The organism is Arthrobacter sp. zg-Y877 (genome assembly GCF_030373105.1).
In the GTDB taxonomy this organism is placed as follows: Bacteria; Actinomycetota; Actinomycetes; order Actinomycetales; family Micrococcaceae; genus Arthrobacter_B.
The window spans coordinates 757,290-774,007 of the sequence record NZ_JAUCPU010000001.1 but is presented as its reverse complement, the minus strand read 5'-3'; the positions used below and the strand labels follow the sequence as shown (position 1 = coordinate 774,007).

Sequence of the window (16,718 nt, the reverse complement as noted above, 5' to 3'; positions counted from 1 at the left end):
CGGCTGCCTCCGGTACCCGGCAGCTCTCTGGGGTTGCCACTATGGTACGGGTACGGCGGTGAGCACAACGTTGTCTTCATAGTCGCCCTCGGATTCCAGCCATTTCCCGCCGCAGGTAACCAGTTCCAGCCGCGGCGCGCCGTCGCGGTCAAAGAGGTTGAATTCGTCGAGTGAGGCCTTGGGAATGTTCTGCACCTTCTCGGTGGTGTAGCGCAGGACCGTTCCGTCGCTGCGGGTCACGGTGACGGGGGTGCCGGCAGGAACATCGTCCAGGTCAGCGATGGGAAGTGCTTCGGTCCGGGAATCCACATGGGCTGCCAGCACCGCCGCTCCGCGGGAGGAGCCGGGTGCCGGACCGTAGCGGTACCAACCGGCCTGGTAATGGTTGTCCGGCAGTGTCATGGCGCCGTTCGTTTCCTGGCCCACGGGGATGACCTCCAGCTCAATACCGGTTCCCTCCACGCTCACCCGGACGGGCTCGGGAACGTCTTCCGCAGGGGTGGGTACGGCCGGCCGCACGGGTATCCCAGTGGCGGGGGCTCCGGACGGCGCCGACGGCGGGGCGGATGCTGGCGCCGCCGAAATGGAGGTGGGCGGGGATTCGGCCTCGGGGGTGCCGCCGCACGCCGCAGTTCCGGCAAGGACGGCCGCAGAGAGGGTGGCCGCTGCTGCGAACCGCCGCAGGGGGGTAAGGGGCATGGATGGACCTCCGGAAAAGAAAGGGGCCCCGGTGCTGCCGCGCGGAAAGGGGGTGCGCAGCAGCACCGGGGGGATCGGGCGGGTGCTGCTAGCTGCCGCTGACCGCGGAACGGCGGCGGAGCAGGGCGGCACCCAGGGCGAGCAGTGCAACGCCGCCGGCGGCAGCAGCCGCCCTCAGGGCCTGGTCATCCCCGGACTGGGTAACCTGCTCCATGGCACCCGGCACCGCGTGGGGTGCGGAGTGCATCCCCTCGATGGTCTGGGTGGCGAGGGCCAGGTTTCCCGCTTCAAGTGAGCCCCACGCATAGACAATCGTGTTCGTGCCTTCGGCCAGGGCCAGGTCCGCCGGACCGATCACCGGCGTCGTGGTGCCCGCTGCGGCGACCGACGCAGAGACTGTTCCGGCGTCGACTGTCAGCGCCTTCTCATTGGGGTTGGTCAGGCCGGAGATGACCGGCGTTCCACCGGCCAGGACGTCGACGGCGGGAGCGGCCGCTACGTGCCGGACGGTCAGGCGGGACTTGCCCGCTTCGACGGCCGATGTGTCATTGGTGAACAAATTCGCCGTCGGGCTGCCCGAGGCATCGAGGTTGGCCGTGGCGGTGTAGTTTCCTCCCGCTGCCAGATCCGCAGATACCGGGCCGATGATCGGGGCGGATGCATCCGTGGCATCGGCGGCGGTGATGGCGAGCTGGTAGTTCCCGCCGGGCAGGTCCAGCGGCCCGGCAAGTTCACCGGGCATGAAGTCGTCCAGGGTAAGCGTGCCGTTGACGTACACGTCCACCGGGGTGTCCGGTACGCCGTGCAGTACCGACAGTTTTGCCATATCCGTGTCGGCTGCCGATGCCGGTACAGCGGAGAAGGCTGCGGCGGTACCTAGGCCGAGGGCCGTAAGAGCGGTAGCGGTCTTGCGCATGGTCTGAGCTCCTTGATCTGCCGCACCCATCGGTACGGGTTTGTGACTTACACCCCTATTACTTCCGGGGGGTCCGTCTTGGATGCAGACAGGCTGGAGTTCTTTTCGCATGGTTGCGGAACGCCGTCCGCCGGGCGGTCCGAAACGCAGGATGGGGTCGCCGTAGTATCATCGTGAGGTTGCCCCCGTAGCTCAATGGATAGAGCAACGGCCTTCTAATCCGTAGGTTGCGCGTTCGAGTCGCGCCGGGGGCACTTTGCAGTTTGGGCCGGTTGTCCTCTACAGCTTGTCCTCTACACCTTGTCCTCCACAGCCGGCCGCCCGTCGAGGCAGGCTCCGCCGGTATCCACAACCGCGGCTGTCCCGGGGTCTCTGCCTGCGGCAAGTCGGAAACTGGCTGAACCGGCGGACCCGCCGGTACCCAGGCCGCCGGACCGTGCAGGGCCGTACAGGGCACGGCGCAGCACGCCGCGGCAGTGAGCCGAAGGCAGGACAACATGACCGACACCATTACGCTCCGGGGCTACGTCGCCACCGATATCCGCCGGAACACCACCGACAACGGGCTCGCGGTGGCCAGCTTCCGGATGTGCACGACGGAACGCCGTTATGACCGGGACACAGGGAGCTGGCTGGACGGGCAGACAAATTGGTACGCCGTCAGCCTTTTCCGCCAGCTCGCCACCAATGCCGCGTTCAGCATCCATAAGGGCGACCGGGTGGTGGTGACCGGGCGGCTGCGCCTGCGGCAATGGGCCACGGAGGACGGCCGAAGCGGCACCAGCGCGGACATCGATGCAGACACGGTGGGCCATGACCTGATGTGGGGGACGGCCAATTTCCGCCGCACCTTGTCCGCCGGAACGGACGGATCCGCCGGGGACCGGACCGAGGGCGGGGACCGGGGCCGGGACAGTGCAGGCGTCGGCGGAACCGCGGGCGACCCTGACCTCGATGGGTCCCTGGGCCGGCTGGACCCGCTGACCGGGGAGCTGCTCGATCCCACCGGAGAAGGCAGCGCCGATGAAGACAGCAGCAATGAAAGCCGCACCGTCGGACCCGGGGAAGAGGCCTTAACGACCGGGGACGAGCGCGAACCGGCCGTCACACCGTATTAGGCGCGGTTCGCTGCGGCTTTCCTTGCCCGGCTACCTTCTCCCGGCAGTATGGCGCATGGCACAATCACCGGATGACGGACCGCCGCAGACCCCCGCACGCCGCTGCCATTGCGCTGGCGGGAGGCTCTATGGCGCTCGCAGTGGTCCTTGCCGGCTGCATCATGACGGGGGAGGGCGCCGGGGAAGACAAGGTCGCGGCGCCCGCTGGTTCCGCGGCCACGGAACCGGCCCCGCCCCGCGCTGCCGAGTCCAGTCCCACGCCGGTGGAAACGCTGGAATCGGAACTCGGGAAGCTGGCCGCATCCGATCCATCCCCGGACCGGCAGGCCATGGCTGACGCCTTCGCCGCGGCCGGGTTCCCGGCGGCATCGGTGGAAGTCTCGGCTGACCGGACCCCCACCGGGCTGGAGGTCGACTCGATCCAGGCCGCCGCCTTGCAGGGCGGGGAATGTGTGTTCGGCGAAGTGAGGGACGGTGCGGCCACCGTGACCGTGCTTCCACCGCTGTCCGACGGCGGCTGCTTCGTGGGGAACTGAAACCGGGACTGACGCCGGGGACTCAAGCCGGGACTGACGCTGGATCTGGGACTCGAGCCTGCCCTGCCGAATCGGGACAAATGGTATATATCGGCGCTGACACATTAGCCTTGTAGATATGGCGGAATTTATCTACACGATGACCAAGGCCCGCAAGGCCGTTGGCGACAAAGTTATCCTCGACGACGTAAGCATGTCCTTCTACCCCGGTGCCAAGATCGGTGTGGTGGGTCCCAACGGTGCGGGTAAGTCCACCATCCTCAAGATCATGGCTGGACTGGACACCCCCTCCAACGGTGAGGCCCGGCTCAGCGCCGGCTACACGGTGGGAATCCTGCTCCAGGAGCCGCCGCTGAATGAGGAAAAGACCGTACTCGGCAACGTCCAGGAGGGCGTTGGAGAGATCTACGGCAAGATCCAGCGGTTCAACGAGATTTCTGAAGAGATGTCGCAGCCGGACGCTGACTTCGACAGCCTGCTCGAGGAAATGGGCAAGCTGCAGGAAGCCATCGACGCCGCCGATGCCTGGGACATTGATTCCCAGCTCGAACAGGCCATGGACGCCCTGCGCTGCCCACCGCCCGAAGCCGATGTCACCCTTCTCTCCGGTGGTGAGCGGCGGCGCGTGGCACTGTGCAAGCTGCTGCTGCAGAAGCCGGACCTGCTGCTCCTTGACGAACCCACCAACCACCTCGACGCGGAGAGCGTGCTCTGGCTTGAGCAGCACCTGTCGGCCTACCACGGCGCCGTCCTGGCCGTGACCCACGACCGGTACTTCCTGGACCACGTGGCCCAGTGGATTGCCGAGGTCGACCGCGGGCACCTGTACCCGTACGAGGGTAACTACTCCACCTACCTGGAGAAGAAGCGTGCCCGCCTGGAAGTCCAGGGCAAAAAGGACCAGAAGCTGGCCAAGCGCCTCACCGATGAGCTGGACTGGGTCCGCTCCAATGCCAAGGGCCGCCAGACCAAGTCGAAGGCCCGTCTGGCCCGCTACGAGGAAATGGCCGCGGAGGCCGACCGCACCCGCAAGCTGGACTTCGAAGAAATCCAGATCCCGCCGGGCCCGCGGCTGGGTTCCCTGGTCCTTGAGGCCAAGAACCTGCAGAAGGGCTTCGGTGACCGGCAGCTTATTGACGGCCTGTCCTTCTCCCTGCCCCGCAACGGCATTGTCGGCGTGATTGGCCCGAACGGCGTGGGTAAGTCGACGCTGTTCAAGACCATCGTCGGCCTGGAAGAGCTCGACGGCGGTGAGCTGAAGATCGGCGACTCCGTCAAGATCTCCTACGTGGACCAGTCCCGCGGCGGGATCGATCCGGAGAAGAGCCTGTGGGAAGTCGTTTCCGAGGGGCACGACTGGATCCAGGTGGGCCAGGTGGAAATGCCATCGCGTGCCTATGTGTCGGCCTTCGGCTTCAAGGGTCCGGACCAGCAGAAGAAGGCCGGGGTGCTCTCCGGTGGTGAGCGCAACCGCCTGAACCTGGCGATGACCCTGAAGCAGGGCGGAAACCTGCTCCTGCTCGATGAGCCCACTAACGACCTGGACGTGGAAACCCTTTCCAGCCTGGAAAACGCACTGCTGGAATTCCCCGGCTGTGCCGTGGTGGTCTCCCACGACCGCTGGTTCCTGGACCGGGTGGCCACCCACATCCTGGCCTTCGAAGGCACCGAAGAGAACCCGGCGAACTGGTACTGGTTCGAGGGCAACTTCGAGTCCTACGAGCAGAACAAGATCGAACGACTCGGCCCGGACGCGGCCAAGCCGCACCGGGTAACCCACCGCCGCCTCACCCGCGACTAAGGGCGCAGCCGGATAACGAAGAGCTCCGCTTCCCCCAGGGGAAGCGGAGCTCTTTTCGTTGCTGCGGCGGATGCAGCTACTGCGGAATGCGGATCATTCCTTCCTGGGCCACGGTGGCCACCAGTTCTCCGCTGCGGTTGAAGATCCGGCCGGTGGACAGGCCACGGGCGGCGGAGGCGCTCGGTGATTCCTGGACATACAGCAGCCAGTCATCAACCCGCACCGGGCGGTGCCACCACATGGCGTGGTCCAGGCTGGCAATGCTCATGCCGGGGGTGGTCCAGGAAAGCCCGTGCCCGCGCAGGACCGGTTCCAGCAGCGTGTAGTCGCTGGCATAGGCGAGGACCGCGCGGTGCAGGTTCTCGCCGTCGGGCAGCGGCTTGAACGTCTTCATCCAGACCGCGTTGTGCGGTGTCTTTTCGCGGCCGGCGCGGACGTAGACCGGGTCCATGACGTGGCGGATATCCATCGGGCGCCGGTGGGACCAGGCTTCGGCCACGGGATGGTCGAAGTCCTTCAGCAGTTCGGCAGTAGTCGGCAGGTCCTCCGGTTCGGGGATGCCCGCAGGCATCTCCTCCTGGTGGTCGACGCCGGAATCGGGAACCTGGAAGGAGGCAATCATGGACAGGATCGGTTTGCCGTCCTGGTACGCGTGGCTGCGCCGGGCGGAGAAGGACCGGCCGTCCCTTAGGCGTTCCACGCCGAAGGTGATGGGCACTTCGGTGTCACCGGGACGCAGGAAGTAGCCGTGCATGGAGTGCATGACCCGGTCTTCGGGAACGGTCCGGGCAGCGGCGACGAGGGACTGGCCCAGCACCTGCCCGCCGAAGACCCGCTTGCGCGGCTCCGGCTGGGAGTCACCGACAAAGATGTCCTCATCCGTCTTCGCACCGCCGGCAGAGCTGAGGTTCAGCAGTTTCAACAGCGAGGCTGTCGGATCGAAGGACTCATCAATGGACATCAGGGACTATCTCCTAGCAGCAAAGGCAACGCTTCCGGGGGAACCACGGAACACTCTTATCTTAAACGTACCGGGCAGTAACATCGCTGCCGGACCGCGGACGGCGTTTTAGGGCAAACCTCACTCTCTGAAAGGATGGGAGCATGCATCGTTTTCCCATCCAGCTTCGGTTCGGCGACCAAGATCCCAACGGCCACGTTAACAACGTCGCGTTCGTCCAGTTCCTCGAGGAGGCACGGGTCCAGCTGGGCCTGCTGCCGCTGCCGGAGGGTGCCGGGGGACCGGGGAGCTTCCGCGACCTGACCGGGGACCGGACGGCAACCTATGTGGCCCGGCAGGAAATCGAGTATCTCGCGCCGCTGCTCCACGGGAAGGAACCTCTCTGGGTGGACGTCTGGGTCACGCGCATCGGTTCCAGCAGCCTCAGCTACGGCTTCCGGCTGGCCGATGAAGACCGGGACACGGTGTATGCCTACGCCGAAGCGGCCATGGTGCAGGTGGAGGCGGCCACCGGCAAACCCATGCCGCTCACCGACGGACAGCGCCGGGTGCTCCAGGAATGGCTGGGCGAGCCGGTGCCGTTCCGTGCCGCCGCCACTGCAGGAAAAGGAAACTAGATGGACAGCGAACTCCTGCTGGCGGATCCGCAGGTCACGGCTGATCTGCGCAACTTCATCACCCGTGCCAGGGCCGCCGATGACGGTGCCGTACGCCTGCAGGCGGTCGGCAGTGTCCTGGCCGCCTATGTGTGCATCCTGCGCCCCCGCATCCTGGGTGAGGGTACCCCGACCGTGCTGGGCCTGCGGACCATGCCGTTGGCGTCCCCCGCCGAGGTCGACGCCACGGTGCAGCTGTCGGCGGTAGGCGACCGGCTGGCCCGGATGGGATCCGCCGAGACGCTGCTTCAGGTGCCGCCGATGACCGTGCGTGAGACCTGGGCGGGTATTCTGCCTCCGCGGTCCGGCTGGGAGCCGGCCGGCCGGGTCCCCGTCCAGCTCCTGGAGCAGACCGCGCACCGCGGCATCCGTGAGGTGGCTGCGATGCTGCCGCAGAGCCCGGGAGCCGCCGTCGTACACAGTGCGCGTTCCGGAGTCTGGGCGCAGCCAATGGGCGGAACCGCGGTGCCGGTGCCGGCGGGAGCCGCATTTGCGGCGCTCTCCCTCGGCTTCCTGCCGGGGGACGGCCCGGACGCCGGAGGCGCCGAGGCCGCCCTGTTCAGCAACGGGCGCTGGCTGCGGCTGAGCACAGCCCGCGGGCACGTCCTGACGCGGTTGCCCGCGGTTCTGTAGGCGCTGGCCGGCCCGGTCCTACGCCGAGTTGACCATGGAGTGGGCGGCGCGCTCCAGATAGTCCCACAGGGTTCCCTCGTGAAGGGGAGAGAGGTCGAGGGAGTCGACGGCGGCGCGCATGTGGCGCAGCCAGGCATCCCGGGCCGCGGGGGTGACGATGAAAGGCATGTGCCGCATCCGTAGGCGCGGATGTCCGCGCTGTTCGCCGTAGGTCTTCGGGCCGCCCCAGTATTGCTCCAGGAAGAGCAGCAGGCGTTCCTTGGCGGGGCCCAGGTCCTCTTCGGGATACATCGGGCGCATCAGCGGATCGTCAGCCACACCGTCGTAGAACACGTCAACGAGCTTCACGAAGGTGGGGTGGCCGCCTACGGCCTCGTAGAAGTTGTCGGTGTACTGCGGCTGCTGGAAGGCCGGCGGCTGCTGGCTGGACGGCTGCGCGGGCTGCAGCGGGAGGGATGAGGCGCTGGGCGGCGCCGGTTCGCCCAGCGGGGCCGGATCAGTCATTGGCGGCCATTCCGTCCTTGACGGGTTCCGCCTTCGCCGGTTCGGCCTCGCCCACGTAGGTGCCCTGGGAGCGGTTGCCGATCTTGGCGATTTCGCCGTTGCGGATGTACCAGATGACGCCGCGGTCATCGACGATCCGGGTAATCCGGATCCCCACCGACTGCACCGTTCCCGCGGTGTCACCAACTTCGATGACGTCGCCGATCCCGTACTGGTCCTCAATGGTGATGAAGAATCCGGCCAGCGCGTCGCGGATGAGTTCCCGCGCGCCGAAACCAAGGGCAATACCGACAATCCCGACGCTGGCCAGCAGCGGTGCGATGTTGATTCCGATGGCGTCCAGCACCATGATGATCGCGACAGTCCAGATGGAGACATTGACGGCGCTGCGGAGCAGGGCGCCGATGGTGTCGGCACGCTGGGCGCGGCGTTTCTTGTCCAGGTTGCGCATCACCGGCTGCGCCCACTTGATCTTGGAGGAATGCAGCAGCGAATAGCCCTTCTGGGCACGCGCCACCAACCGGTTGATCAGGAAGCGCGCGGCGAACCAGACGCCGGTGGCGGCCAGGACAATAACGGCAGCCTCGATCAGGCCCGACATGTCAAAGTCGTTGAGGGTCACTGACGAGAGGTCAATTTCGGAAGCGGAAAGCACGGGTAGCTGGTCATCCTTATGTTGTAGCCGGAGAGGGTCTGCGGTTAAGGCTACCCGGCCACGCCGTCCCCGGACGGCATCCCGGTGCTGCTGAAGATTACCGGCTGGTGCTCCACCGGGAAGTTCACGCTCCTGGCGATGAAGCAGAGGCGGTGCGCCTCGCTGTGCATCGGGCCTCCGGCCAGCTCGACGGCGGCGGAACCGCCGGCGTCATCGATGGTCACCTGGGGGCGCAGCAGCACCGAGGTGAATTCACCGCTGCCGTCCCGGTTCAGGCGCAGCAGCCCCTCGGGGGAGTCCTGGTAGGCAAGGACACGGATGCCGTTCCGGACCGCGACATGGAGGTAGGACAGCATATGGCACTGTGCCAGGGCGGCAAGCAGCAGCTGTTCGGGGTTCCAGCGGTCGCGGTCCCCATGGAAGGTTGGATCGGCGGTTCCGGGCAGGTCGGGCAGCCCGGCGGCCCGGATGAGGTGGTCGCGGCCGTAGCCGCGGTACGAGTCCGTGCCCCCGCCGCGGTTTCCCGTCCATTCGAGCTCGAGCGTGTAACGGTGTTCGGAAAGGTTCACGCTCTCCAAGCTACCGTCTCCGCCCTCCGGTGGAAGGGAAACCGCCGCGGTTTGGTGCTACCGGTCGGCGTCCTGGGCCTTCAGCGCGCGGACGACGCCGTCACGGTTTTCCAGGATCAGGCGGCGCAGTGAGGGGGAGTCCGCGCCCAGATCGGCCAGGAAGGAATCGGTGGCCTCCACCGTTTCCCGGCGGGTCAGCCGGGAGGGATAGAGGCCGACGGCGATCTGCTGGGCAATCTCATGCGTGCGGCTGGCCCAGACATCGCGGATCGACGCGAAGTACTTGTCGGCATACGGTTCCAGCAGCTGCGCGTCGTGGACCCGCATGAACCCGGCGATGGCGGAACGCTGGGCAGCGTTGGGCATGTCCGACCGTTCCACGATCGCTTCCCAGGCCGCCGCCTTTGCCTCGGCGGTGGGCAGCGCCGCCCGTGCCATGGCGCCGGCAAGGGCACCGGTGGCGGTGGCATCGCGTTCCAGCTCGGCGTCGATATCTTCGGCACCCATCCGGCCCCCCGCCACAAGGCCGGTGAGCAGCTCCCACCGCAGGTCCGCGTCAATGCTCAGCCCTTCAAGGGACTGGCTGCCGGCGAACAATGCCGCCAGCGTGTCCAGCTGCGCACCGGAAGAGGCATGGGCGGCAAAGGCCTTGACGAACTGCAGCTGGGAATCCGAACCCGGCTCCGCAGCGGAGGCCAGCTCCCAAAGGCTGTCCGCGGCGGCAACCATCATGGGTTCACGGTCTGCGGGGCTGACGTAGAACGCCAGGGTGGTGGCCAGCTGGCGCAGCAATACCTGCACCACGGTGGAATCGGATTCGGAGGCGATGTTCTGCAGGACCAGTTCCACATAGTTGCGGGCCGGGATCTCCGCATCCCGCGCAGCGTCCCAGGCCGAGGCCCAGACGAGGGTGCGGGGAAGCGAGTCGGCAATGTTGCGCAGGTTCCTGGTGGCGGTGTGCTGCGAGGCCTCGTCGAGGCGGATCTTCGCGTAGGCAAGATCGTCGTCGTTGAGCAGCACCAGGGCCGGCCGGGGCTGACCGGCGAGGTCGGGCACCTCGGTGCGTCCGCCGTCGACGTCGAGCTCCACGCGGTGCGTGCGCTGCAGCCGGCCGTCTTCGTCCGGGTTGTAGAAGCCGATGGCCAAGCGGTGCGGGCGCAGCGTGGGGTATTCCTCGATGGCGCTCTGCAGGACGGCGAAGGAGGTGATGGTGCCGTCCGCATCCGACTCGATTTCAGGACGCAGCGTGTTCACGCCGGCGGTTTCCAGCCACTGGGCGGACCATTCCTTGAGGTCCCGCCCGCTGGCCGCTTCCAGCTCCGACAGCAGGTCCGCGAGCTCCGTGTTGTGCCAGGCGTGCTTGCCGAAGTACTCCCGTACCCCGGCCATGAACTTGTCCTGGCCGACCCAGGCCACCAGCTGCTTCAGGACGGAAGCGCCCTTGGCGTAGGTGATGCCGTCGAAGTTGACCTGGACGTCTTCCAGGTCGCGGATTTCGGCGACGATCGGGTGGGTGGTGGGCAGCTGGTCCTGGCGGTAGGCCCAGGCCTTTTCCAGGGAGGCGAAGGTGGTCCACGCCTGCTTGAACTCCGTGGCCTCCGCCGCGGCGAGGGTGGACATGAACTCCGCGAAGGACTCGTTCAGCCAGAGGTCGTTCCACCAGCGCATCGTGACGAGATCGCCAAACCACATGTGCGCCAGTTCGTGCAGGATGGTCACTGCGCGGCGTTCAACCGTGGCGTCTGTGACCCGGGAGCGGAAGACGTAGCTCTCCAAGAAGGTCACGGCTCCGGCGTTTTCCATGGCGCCGGCATTGAACTCCGGCACGAAGAGCTGGTCGTACTTTTCGAACGGGTAGGGGGTGCCGAACTGCTCCTCGTAGAAGGCAAAGCCCTGGCGGGTCAGTTCGAAGATGTTCTCTGCGTCCATGAACTGCATCAGGGACCGGCGGGCAAACACACCCAAGGGGATGGTGCGTCCGTCGGAGCTGGTCAGTTCGCTGCGGACGGCCTGGTACGGGCCGGCGATCAAGGCGGTGATGTAGGACGAGATGCGCGGGGTCGGCTCGAAGGACCAGGTGGAGCGCGGGCTGGCGTCGTTCAGGTCGCCGGCGGCAACGGGTTCCGGGGTGGGGGAGTTGGAGATGACATCCCAGTGCGACGGCGCCGTGACCGTGAAGCGGAAGGTGGCCTTGAGGTCGGGCTGCTCGAAGACTGTGAACATCCGGCGGGAGTCCGGCACCTCGAACTGCGAATACAGGTAAACCTCGTTGTCCACGGGATCAACGAAGCGGTGCAGGCCCTCGCCGGTGTTCATGTAGAGGGCGTCGGCCTCCACCACCAGTTCATTGGACTCGGCGAGGTTCGGCAGGGAAATACGTACGCCGTCGGACACCTCCTCCGGGTCCAGGGACACGCCGTTCAGGGTAATGCGGTGCACGGCGGCAGTGACGGCATCGATAAACGTGGAGGCGCCCTGCTGCGCGGAGAACCGGACAACCGTGATGCTGCCGAAGACCTCATCCCCCCGGGTGAGGTCCAGATTCACGTCATAAGATTCGACATTTATCAGTTCAGCGCGTTCACGGGCCTCGGAGCGCGTGAGATTCATACCTGGCAAGGGGGTGCCTTTCGAAAGGAAAAGGATTCCGGCATTTTCCATTGGGTTTTCATTGGGTGGTGATGGATACGCCGGAGACTGGTGATCTTCTGCACCATACTCTCACTCCTAAGCACCCTGACAAAGCGCGAGAGGGCGGATTGCCTATGCAACCCGCCCTCCTCATCTGCTGCCGCAGCAGCGCCCCAATCCGCTAGTTGTAGCGGATAGCCGCTTTCCCATCAGCGTCCAGAATGATCTGGCCGCCCTTGAAATCCTGGACCCGGGTTTTGCCTACGGCATATTCACCGGAGGTCGGATACCCAAGCCTTCCGCCCTCGAATCCCTGTCCGCGGTAGGCATCGCGGATAGGACCGTTGGCGGAGACCTGTGCTCCGCCGGTGGGGGACCAGAGGATGGCACCGTTGGCGTAATTCTGGTATTTGCCGCCGGGGATGACCATTTCGCCGCTGGTGGGGTAGCCGAGCGGGCCGGTTTCGAAGCCGGATTTCTGGTAGGCGTCCCGGACGGGACCGTTGGAGGAGACCTGGGCACCGGTGGCCGGGCTCCAGAGGATGGCGCCGTTGGCGAAGTTCTGGTATTTTCCGCCGTTGGCGCTGACTTCGCCGCTGGTGGGGTAGCCGAGCGGGCCGCCCTCGAAGCCGGACCTTTGATAGGCGTCCCGGATGGCACCGTTGGCGGAGACCTGCGCTCCACCCGCGGCGGACCAGAGGATGGCACCGTTGGCGAAGTTCTGGAATTTTCCGCCGGGTATGGGAACTTCGCCGCTGGTGGGGTAGCCGAGCGGGCCCCCCACGGACCCGGACTTCTGGTAGGCGTCCCGGATCGAACCGTTGGAGGAGACCTGGGCGCCGGTGGCCGGGCTCCAGAGGATGGCACCGTTGGCGAAGTTCTGGTATTTCCCGCCGTTGGCGCTGATCTCGCCGCTGGTGGGATAGCCGAGCGGGCCGCCCTCGAAGCCGGACTTCTGGTAGAGGTCCCGGATGGAACCGTTGGCGGAGACCTGTGCTCCGCCGGCGGGGGACCAGAGGATGGCACCGTTGGCGAAGTTCTGGAATTTGCCGCCGGGTATGGCGACTTCGCCGCTGGTGGGGTAGCCGAGCGGGCCGCCCTCGAAGCCGGACTTCTGGTAGGCGTCCCGGATGGCACCGTTGGCGGAGACCTGTGCTCCGCCGGCGGGGGACCAGAGGATGGCACCGTTGGCGAAGTTCTGGTATTTGCCGCCGGGGATGACCATTTCGCCGCTGGTGGGGTAGCCGAGCGGGCCGCCCTCGAAGCCGGACCTTTGGTAGGCGTCCCGGACGGCACCGTTGGCGGAGACCTGTGCTCCGCCGGCGGGGGACCAGAGGATGGCACCGTTGGCGAAGTTCTGGTATTTGCCGCCGGGGATGACCATTTCGCCGCTGGTGGGGAAGCCGAGCGGGCCGCCCTCGAAGCCGGACCTTTGGTAGGCGTCCCGGACGGCACCGTTGGCGGAGACCTGTGCTCCGCCGGCGGCCGACCAGAGGATGGCACCGTTGGCGAAGTTCTGGAATTTGCCGCCGGGTATGGCGACTTCGCCGCTGGTGGGGTAGCCGAGCGGGCCGCCCTCGAAGCCGGACCTTTGGTAGGCGTCCCGGATGGCACCGTTGGCGGAGACTTGTGCTCCGCCGGCGGGGGACCAGAGGATGGCACCGTACTGGAAGTTCTGGTATTTGCCGCCGGGTATAACCATTTCGCCGCTGGTGGGGAAGCCGAGCGGGCCGCCCTCGAAGCCGGAGCTCTGGTAGGCGTCCCGGACGGCACCCTTTACGGAAACCTGTGCGCCGGTGGCCGGGCTCCAGAGGATGGCGCCGTTCGCGAAGTTGCGGTACGCCCCGTTATCCCTGATGCCACCGATGACATCAGAGATGGCTGCACCGAGTTCGGGGTGCGCCGCACGCGCCTGCGCGATTGGTTCGATGGCCCGGGCGGCGGCGCCGCCGGTGATGGTGATAGACGCCGAGTCCCCGCTGACCGAGTTAATACGCACGGTTGTTCCCGCATGCGTCGTAAACGTCTGGCCTGCCTGCCAGGTGCTGTTCGCATTTGTGTAGCCGGCGAAGTCGCGGGTATTCGGAGCTACCACCAGGGAATTGAGCGCCCAGTTATTTGCGAGGTCCCGCTTGACGATCTTGACGCCGCGGTTTCCTCCAACGGCTGTTGAAGCGTCGTACCCCACAGGGAGCCGCAGCTCCAGATAGTAGGTTTCCCCCGACGTGTCCCTGAACTTGACGGCCCGGTTTGACGCCGACCCGGCCCAAGCCCTCAACGTGTAGTTGGTGGCTGACCCCGGAGAGCCGGCATCGTATATTTCATCGCCGCGCCCGAAGCCGCCTTGATCCCAGAAGAATGAGCTGATGGTCGGCGAAGGGTATTGGGCATAGCCCATCAAATCGGAGGTATCTCCGTATTCGCGCGAGGTGCAGGATCCGTCGCCCCAGGCACCGTTAACGCCAAGCCCGACATCGGCCCGGCCGTTATTGCATTTGAGGCTGTTGGCGTGCAGGAGCCCGAGGACGTGGCCGAGCTCGTGGGTAACCACGTTATTGGTGAAGCCGGAGGGGCGGGGCATAAGCACCGAGCCGCTCGTTGGTCCGCTGGTCCAGCCGCCACCCAGGATGCCGCCGTAGCCCCCGCTGCGCAGGTCCCCTGCCGGGACGAAGACCACCAGGGCCTCATCGGGATCTTCGTACCAGTTGAGGTCCCGCCTGATGGTGTTCATCATGTCCGCGTAGTCCTGCCCGGAGTTCGCGGTGCTGTTAATGGATCGTTCCGCCACGATGCTCATGCCGAGCCTGTTGTTGGACATGGCACGCCAGTATTTGTTTGCCTCGACGACGGAGCCGCGGGCGGCGTTCTGGTCCACCCCGTTGCGGTTATCCGTCAGGGTGGCAAAGACCAGGGTGACCTTGATGGTTCCGCTGCGGGCCGCCGCACCCGCGGTGCTTGCTCCGCCGTTCCGGGCACTGAAGGTGGAGGCGCCGTGGTCGTGGACCGCGGAGATGTCGGTCTCCACGGCCGACCGGACGGTTCCGTCAGGGTCCGTCACCATCGGGGTATTAGGCCCGGGAACGGGGAATCCGCCGCCGACCACCGGTTCAAAGCCTTCGTCGTCCTGCTGCTCCTCCGACTCCCCGGGCTCTGTGTCCGCCGGCGCGGTGGGCTGCGCCGGTTCCGTGCCTGCAGCTTCGGGCGTGGCCGGTACCGTAGCCGCCGTCGCACCATCCGCCGGCTCCTGCGCCGGGGATGTGGGAGGCAACGTCGATGCGGCGCCCCCGCCGGGTGCGGCGGTGGCAGCCGGGTCCGGGAGCTCGGTGTAATCCTGCGCCGGCAGTCCACCGGCTGTCAGGGAAACCGCGAGAACGGCCAGAACTGCGAGTTTTGCACTTTTCAATGTAATTCCTTGTAGAGCGAGACATGGTGAACGCTGCTGTGGAACGGTTGCAGCGTCCACGTCCGACGGGGGAACGGGGCCGAACCCAAGGGGGATCGGAAGATGGTCCTACCTGCCTTATCGGCAGGCCCGCGCGGAATGTAAGCCGGGTTACCCGGGACGGAGCCGTGGATTTGGAAAGGCACTGCACGGGAAAGTTAGGCTGGACATGTTCCCCACCCCCCGACGAAACGGACTTACTCCACATGCGCGTCCACATTGCCACCGACCATGCAGGCATGGACCTGAGCTCCCACCTCATTGCCCATCTGACGGGCAAGGGGTACGACGTCGTCGACCACGGTCCGCGGAAATACGATGCGGAAGACGATTACCCGGCGTTCTGCATTGACGCCGCCGAGGCAGTGGTCCGGGACCAGGAAGCCGGCACCGCAGCCCTGGGAATCGTGCTGGGAGGATCAGGCAACGGCGAGCAGATCGCTGCCAACAAGGTCCGCGGCGTCCGCGCGGCATTGGCCTGGAACCTGGAAACAGCCAGGCTCGCCCGGCAGCACAACGATGCGAACATCGTGGCTGTCGGCGGCCGGCAGCACACCGTCGAGGAAGCCACGGAAATCATCGAGGCCTTCCTTGCCGAACCCTTCAGCGACGCCGAACGCCACGTCCGCCGGATCGGCCAGATTGCGCGGTACGAAGCCACCGGTTCCACCGTCTGATGCCCGAGGGCCACTCCATACACCGTCTGGCCCGGCAGTTCTCCTCGGTATTCGGCGGGTCCAGGCTCACGGTCAGCAGTCCGCAGGGCCGGTTTGCCGCAGGTGCCGGGCAGCTGGACGGCCATGTGCTCGAGGGCGCGTCCGCCGTCGGGAAGCAACTGTTCCTGCATTTCGACAACGATCTGTATCTGCGTATCCATCTCGGCCTGTACGGTGCCTTTGATTTCGGCGGAGATGAAACGTTCGCCGGTGCCTCCAGCATCGGTGCGCCCAGACGGGTGGGGGAGCGCGAGACAGCAGGGGACGACGGTGCGGGATACGCCGGGCCGCCCGAGCCCAAGGGGGCCGTGCGGGTCCGGTTGGTCTCCGACCACGGCTGGGCGGATCTGCGCGGCCCCACCGCCTGTGAGGTGGTGACGGAAGCCGAGCGCAGCAAGGTGCTGGCCCGGCTGGGGCCGGACCCGCTGGCGGACGGGGCCGACGGCACCGCCGGGGCCGAGCGGGCGGCTGAATTCGCCCGCCGGCTGGGCAGCAAGGGCTCGCCCATTGGCCTGCTCCTGATGAACCAGGAGGTGTTGGCCGGAGTGGGCAACGTCTACCGTGCCGAAGTCCTCTTCCGTGCCGGGATTTCCCCCTGGCGGCTGGGGCGGAGCGTCAACGGGGACGAAGCGCGGGAGCTGTGGAACGACGTCGTGCGGCTGATGAACGACGGCGTGCGGCAGGGCAGGATCATCACCACCCTTCCCGGGGACCGGGAAGACGCCGGCGAACCTGTTCCGGTGTCCGAAGCCCACTATGTCTACCAACGCACGGGGCTGCCGTGCCGGCGGTGCGGAACGCCGGTGGCTGGAACCGAGATGGGTGCGCGGAAACTGTACTGGTGCCCGTCCTGCCAGGCGGACTGACCAACCGGCCGGCAC

General features: G+C 66.5%; 15 protein-coding genes and 1 tRNA gene. 8 read left to right on the top strand and 8 right to left on the bottom strand.

Annotated elements, in window-relative coordinates:
* Positions 1 to 39: 39 nt before the first annotated feature.
* Entirely contained in the window at positions 40 to 699 is a 660-nt protein-coding gene (locus QNO03_RS03615; RefSeq protein WP_289601924.1) for a class F sortase, read from the bottom strand.
* An 88-nt stretch (positions 700 to 787) separates the two neighbouring features.
* Positions 788 to 1,615, bottom strand: coding sequence for a DUF4397 domain-containing protein (locus tag QNO03_RS03610; RefSeq protein ID WP_289601922.1), 828 nt, complete (start codon positions 1,613 to 1,615; stop codon positions 788 to 790).
* Between the two features lie 181 nt (positions 1,616 to 1,796).
* Between QNO03_RS03610 and QNO03_RS03605 the strand changes: the two genes are divergently transcribed.
* From QNO03_RS03605 to ettA, 4 genes are all read left to right on the top strand, one after another.
* A tRNA-Arg gene (locus tag QNO03_RS03605) sits at positions 1,797 to 1,869 on the top strand.
* Between the two features lie 243 nt (positions 1,870 to 2,112).
* A complete protein-coding gene (gene ssb, locus QNO03_RS03600) occupies positions 2,113 to 2,733 on the top strand; it encodes a single-stranded DNA-binding protein (RefSeq protein WP_289601920.1) in 621 nt (206 codons plus the stop codon).
* Between the two features lie 128 nt (positions 2,734 to 2,861).
* Entirely contained in the window at positions 2,862 to 3,269 is a 408-nt protein-coding gene (locus QNO03_RS03595; protein WP_289601919.1) for a DUF6993 domain-containing protein, read from the top strand.
* Positions 3,270 to 3,387: 118 nt separating this feature from the next.
* On the top strand, positions 3,388 to 5,070 hold the full coding sequence (ettA, locus tag QNO03_RS03590; RefSeq protein WP_229948796.1) for an energy-dependent translational throttle protein EttA: 1,683 nt from the start codon (positions 3,388 to 3,390) through the stop codon (positions 5,068 to 5,070).
* A gap of 76 nt (positions 5,071 to 5,146) precedes the next feature.
* Here ettA and QNO03_RS03585 read toward each other — a convergent pair whose 3' ends face one another.
* Positions 5,147 to 6,031 (bottom strand): acyl-CoA thioesterase, encoded by an 885-nt coding sequence (locus QNO03_RS03585; protein WP_289601917.1) that lies wholly within the window; start codon positions 6,029 to 6,031, stop codon positions 5,147 to 5,149.
* A 143-nt stretch (positions 6,032 to 6,174) separates the two neighbouring features.
* Between QNO03_RS03585 and QNO03_RS03580 the strand changes: the two genes are divergently transcribed.
* Together QNO03_RS03580 and QNO03_RS03575 are read left to right on the top strand one after the other, a co-directional pair.
* Positions 6,175 to 6,648: an acyl-CoA thioesterase gene (locus tag QNO03_RS03580; RefSeq protein ID WP_289601915.1), complete on the top strand. Its 474-nt coding sequence runs from the start codon at positions 6,175 to 6,177 to the stop codon at positions 6,646 to 6,648.
* Complete coding sequence (locus QNO03_RS03575) at positions 6,649 to 7,320, top strand: DUF8185 domain-containing protein (RefSeq protein ID WP_289601914.1); 672 nt, start codon at positions 6,649 to 6,651, stop codon at positions 7,318 to 7,320. It abuts the gene before it with no gap.
* A gap of 18 nt (positions 7,321 to 7,338) precedes the next feature.
* Here the strand turns inward: QNO03_RS03575 and QNO03_RS03570 are convergent, their stop codons facing one another.
* From QNO03_RS03570 to QNO03_RS03550, 5 genes are all read right to left on the bottom strand, one after another.
* Positions 7,339 to 7,824, bottom strand: a complete 486-nt coding sequence (locus QNO03_RS03570) for a globin (RefSeq protein ID WP_289601912.1) — start codon at positions 7,822 to 7,824, stop codon at positions 7,339 to 7,341.
* A complete protein-coding gene (locus QNO03_RS03565) occupies positions 7,817 to 8,479 on the bottom strand; it encodes a mechanosensitive ion channel family protein (protein ID WP_289601910.1) in 663 nt (220 codons plus the stop codon). Before QNO03_RS03565 ends, QNO03_RS03570 begins: the two co-directional genes overlap by 8 nt.
* Positions 8,480 to 8,529: 50 nt before the next feature.
* Positions 8,530 to 9,048 carry an OsmC family protein gene (locus tag QNO03_RS03560; protein ID WP_289601909.1) on the bottom strand — a complete coding sequence of 173 codons (519 nt, stop codon included), beginning with the start codon at positions 9,046 to 9,048 and terminating at the stop codon, positions 8,530 to 8,532.
* 57 nt (positions 9,049 to 9,105) lie between these two features.
* Positions 9,106 to 11,658: an aminopeptidase N gene (gene pepN, locus QNO03_RS03555; RefSeq protein ID WP_289602056.1), complete on the bottom strand. Its 2,553-nt coding sequence runs from the start codon at positions 11,656 to 11,658 to the stop codon at positions 9,106 to 9,108.
* 202 nt (positions 11,659 to 11,860) lie between these two features.
* Positions 11,861 to 15,082, bottom strand: a complete 3,222-nt coding sequence (locus QNO03_RS03550; RefSeq protein ID WP_289601908.1) for an LGFP repeat-containing protein — start codon at positions 15,080 to 15,082, stop codon at positions 11,861 to 11,863.
* Positions 15,083 to 15,327: 245 nt separating this feature from the next.
* Between QNO03_RS03550 and QNO03_RS03545 the strand changes: the two genes are divergently transcribed.
* Together QNO03_RS03545 and QNO03_RS03540 are read left to right on the top strand one after the other, a co-directional pair.
* Positions 15,328 to 15,798, top strand: a complete 471-nt coding sequence (locus QNO03_RS03545) for a ribose-5-phosphate isomerase (protein ID WP_289601907.1) — start codon at positions 15,328 to 15,330, stop codon at positions 15,796 to 15,798.
* On the top strand, positions 15,798 to 16,703 hold the full coding sequence (locus QNO03_RS03540) for an Fpg/Nei family DNA glycosylase (RefSeq protein ID WP_289601905.1): 906 nt from the start codon (positions 15,798 to 15,800) through the stop codon (positions 16,701 to 16,703). Before QNO03_RS03545 ends, QNO03_RS03540 begins: the two co-directional genes overlap by 1 nt.
* The last annotated feature ends 15 nt before the right edge of the window (positions 16,704 to 16,718 follow it).

Bases quoted from the DNA above. Each gene is read 5' to 3' on its own strand.
- QNO03_RS03615 (WP_289601924.1), bottom strand. From the start codon at position 699: ATGCCCCTTACCCCCCTGCGGCGGTTCGCAGCAGCGGCCACCCTCTCT.
- QNO03_RS03610 (WP_289601922.1), bottom strand. From the start codon at position 1,615: ATGCGCAAGACCGCTACCGCTCTTACGGCCCTCGGCCTAGGTACCGCC.
- ssb (WP_289601920.1), top strand. From the start codon at position 2,113: ATGACCGACACCATTACGCTCCGGGGCTACGTCGCCACCGATATCCGC.
- QNO03_RS03595 (WP_289601919.1), top strand. From the start codon at position 2,862: ATGGCGCTCGCAGTGGTCCTTGCCGGCTGCATCATGACGGGGGAGGGC.
- ettA (WP_229948796.1), top strand. From the start codon at position 3,388: ATGGCGGAATTTATCTACACGATGACCAAGGCCCGCAAGGCCGTTGGC.
- QNO03_RS03585 (WP_289601917.1), bottom strand. From the start codon at position 6,031: ATGTCCATTGATGAGTCCTTCGATCCGACAGCCTCGCTGTTGAAACTG.
- QNO03_RS03580 (WP_289601915.1), top strand. From the start codon at position 6,175: ATGCATCGTTTTCCCATCCAGCTTCGGTTCGGCGACCAAGATCCCAAC.
- QNO03_RS03575 (WP_289601914.1), top strand. From the start codon at position 6,649: ATGGACAGCGAACTCCTGCTGGCGGATCCGCAGGTCACGGCTGATCTG.
- QNO03_RS03570 (WP_289601912.1), bottom strand. From the start codon at position 7,824: ATGACTGATCCGGCCCCGCTGGGCGAACCGGCGCCGCCCAGCGCCTCA.
- pepN (WP_289602056.1), bottom strand. From the start codon at position 11,658: ATGAATCTCACGCGCTCCGAGGCCCGTGAACGCGCTGAACTGATAAAT.
- QNO03_RS03545 (WP_289601907.1), top strand. From the start codon at position 15,328: ATGCGCGTCCACATTGCCACCGACCATGCAGGCATGGACCTGAGCTCC.
- QNO03_RS03540 (WP_289601905.1), top strand. From the start codon at position 15,798: ATGCCCGAGGGCCACTCCATACACCGTCTGGCCCGGCAGTTCTCCTCG.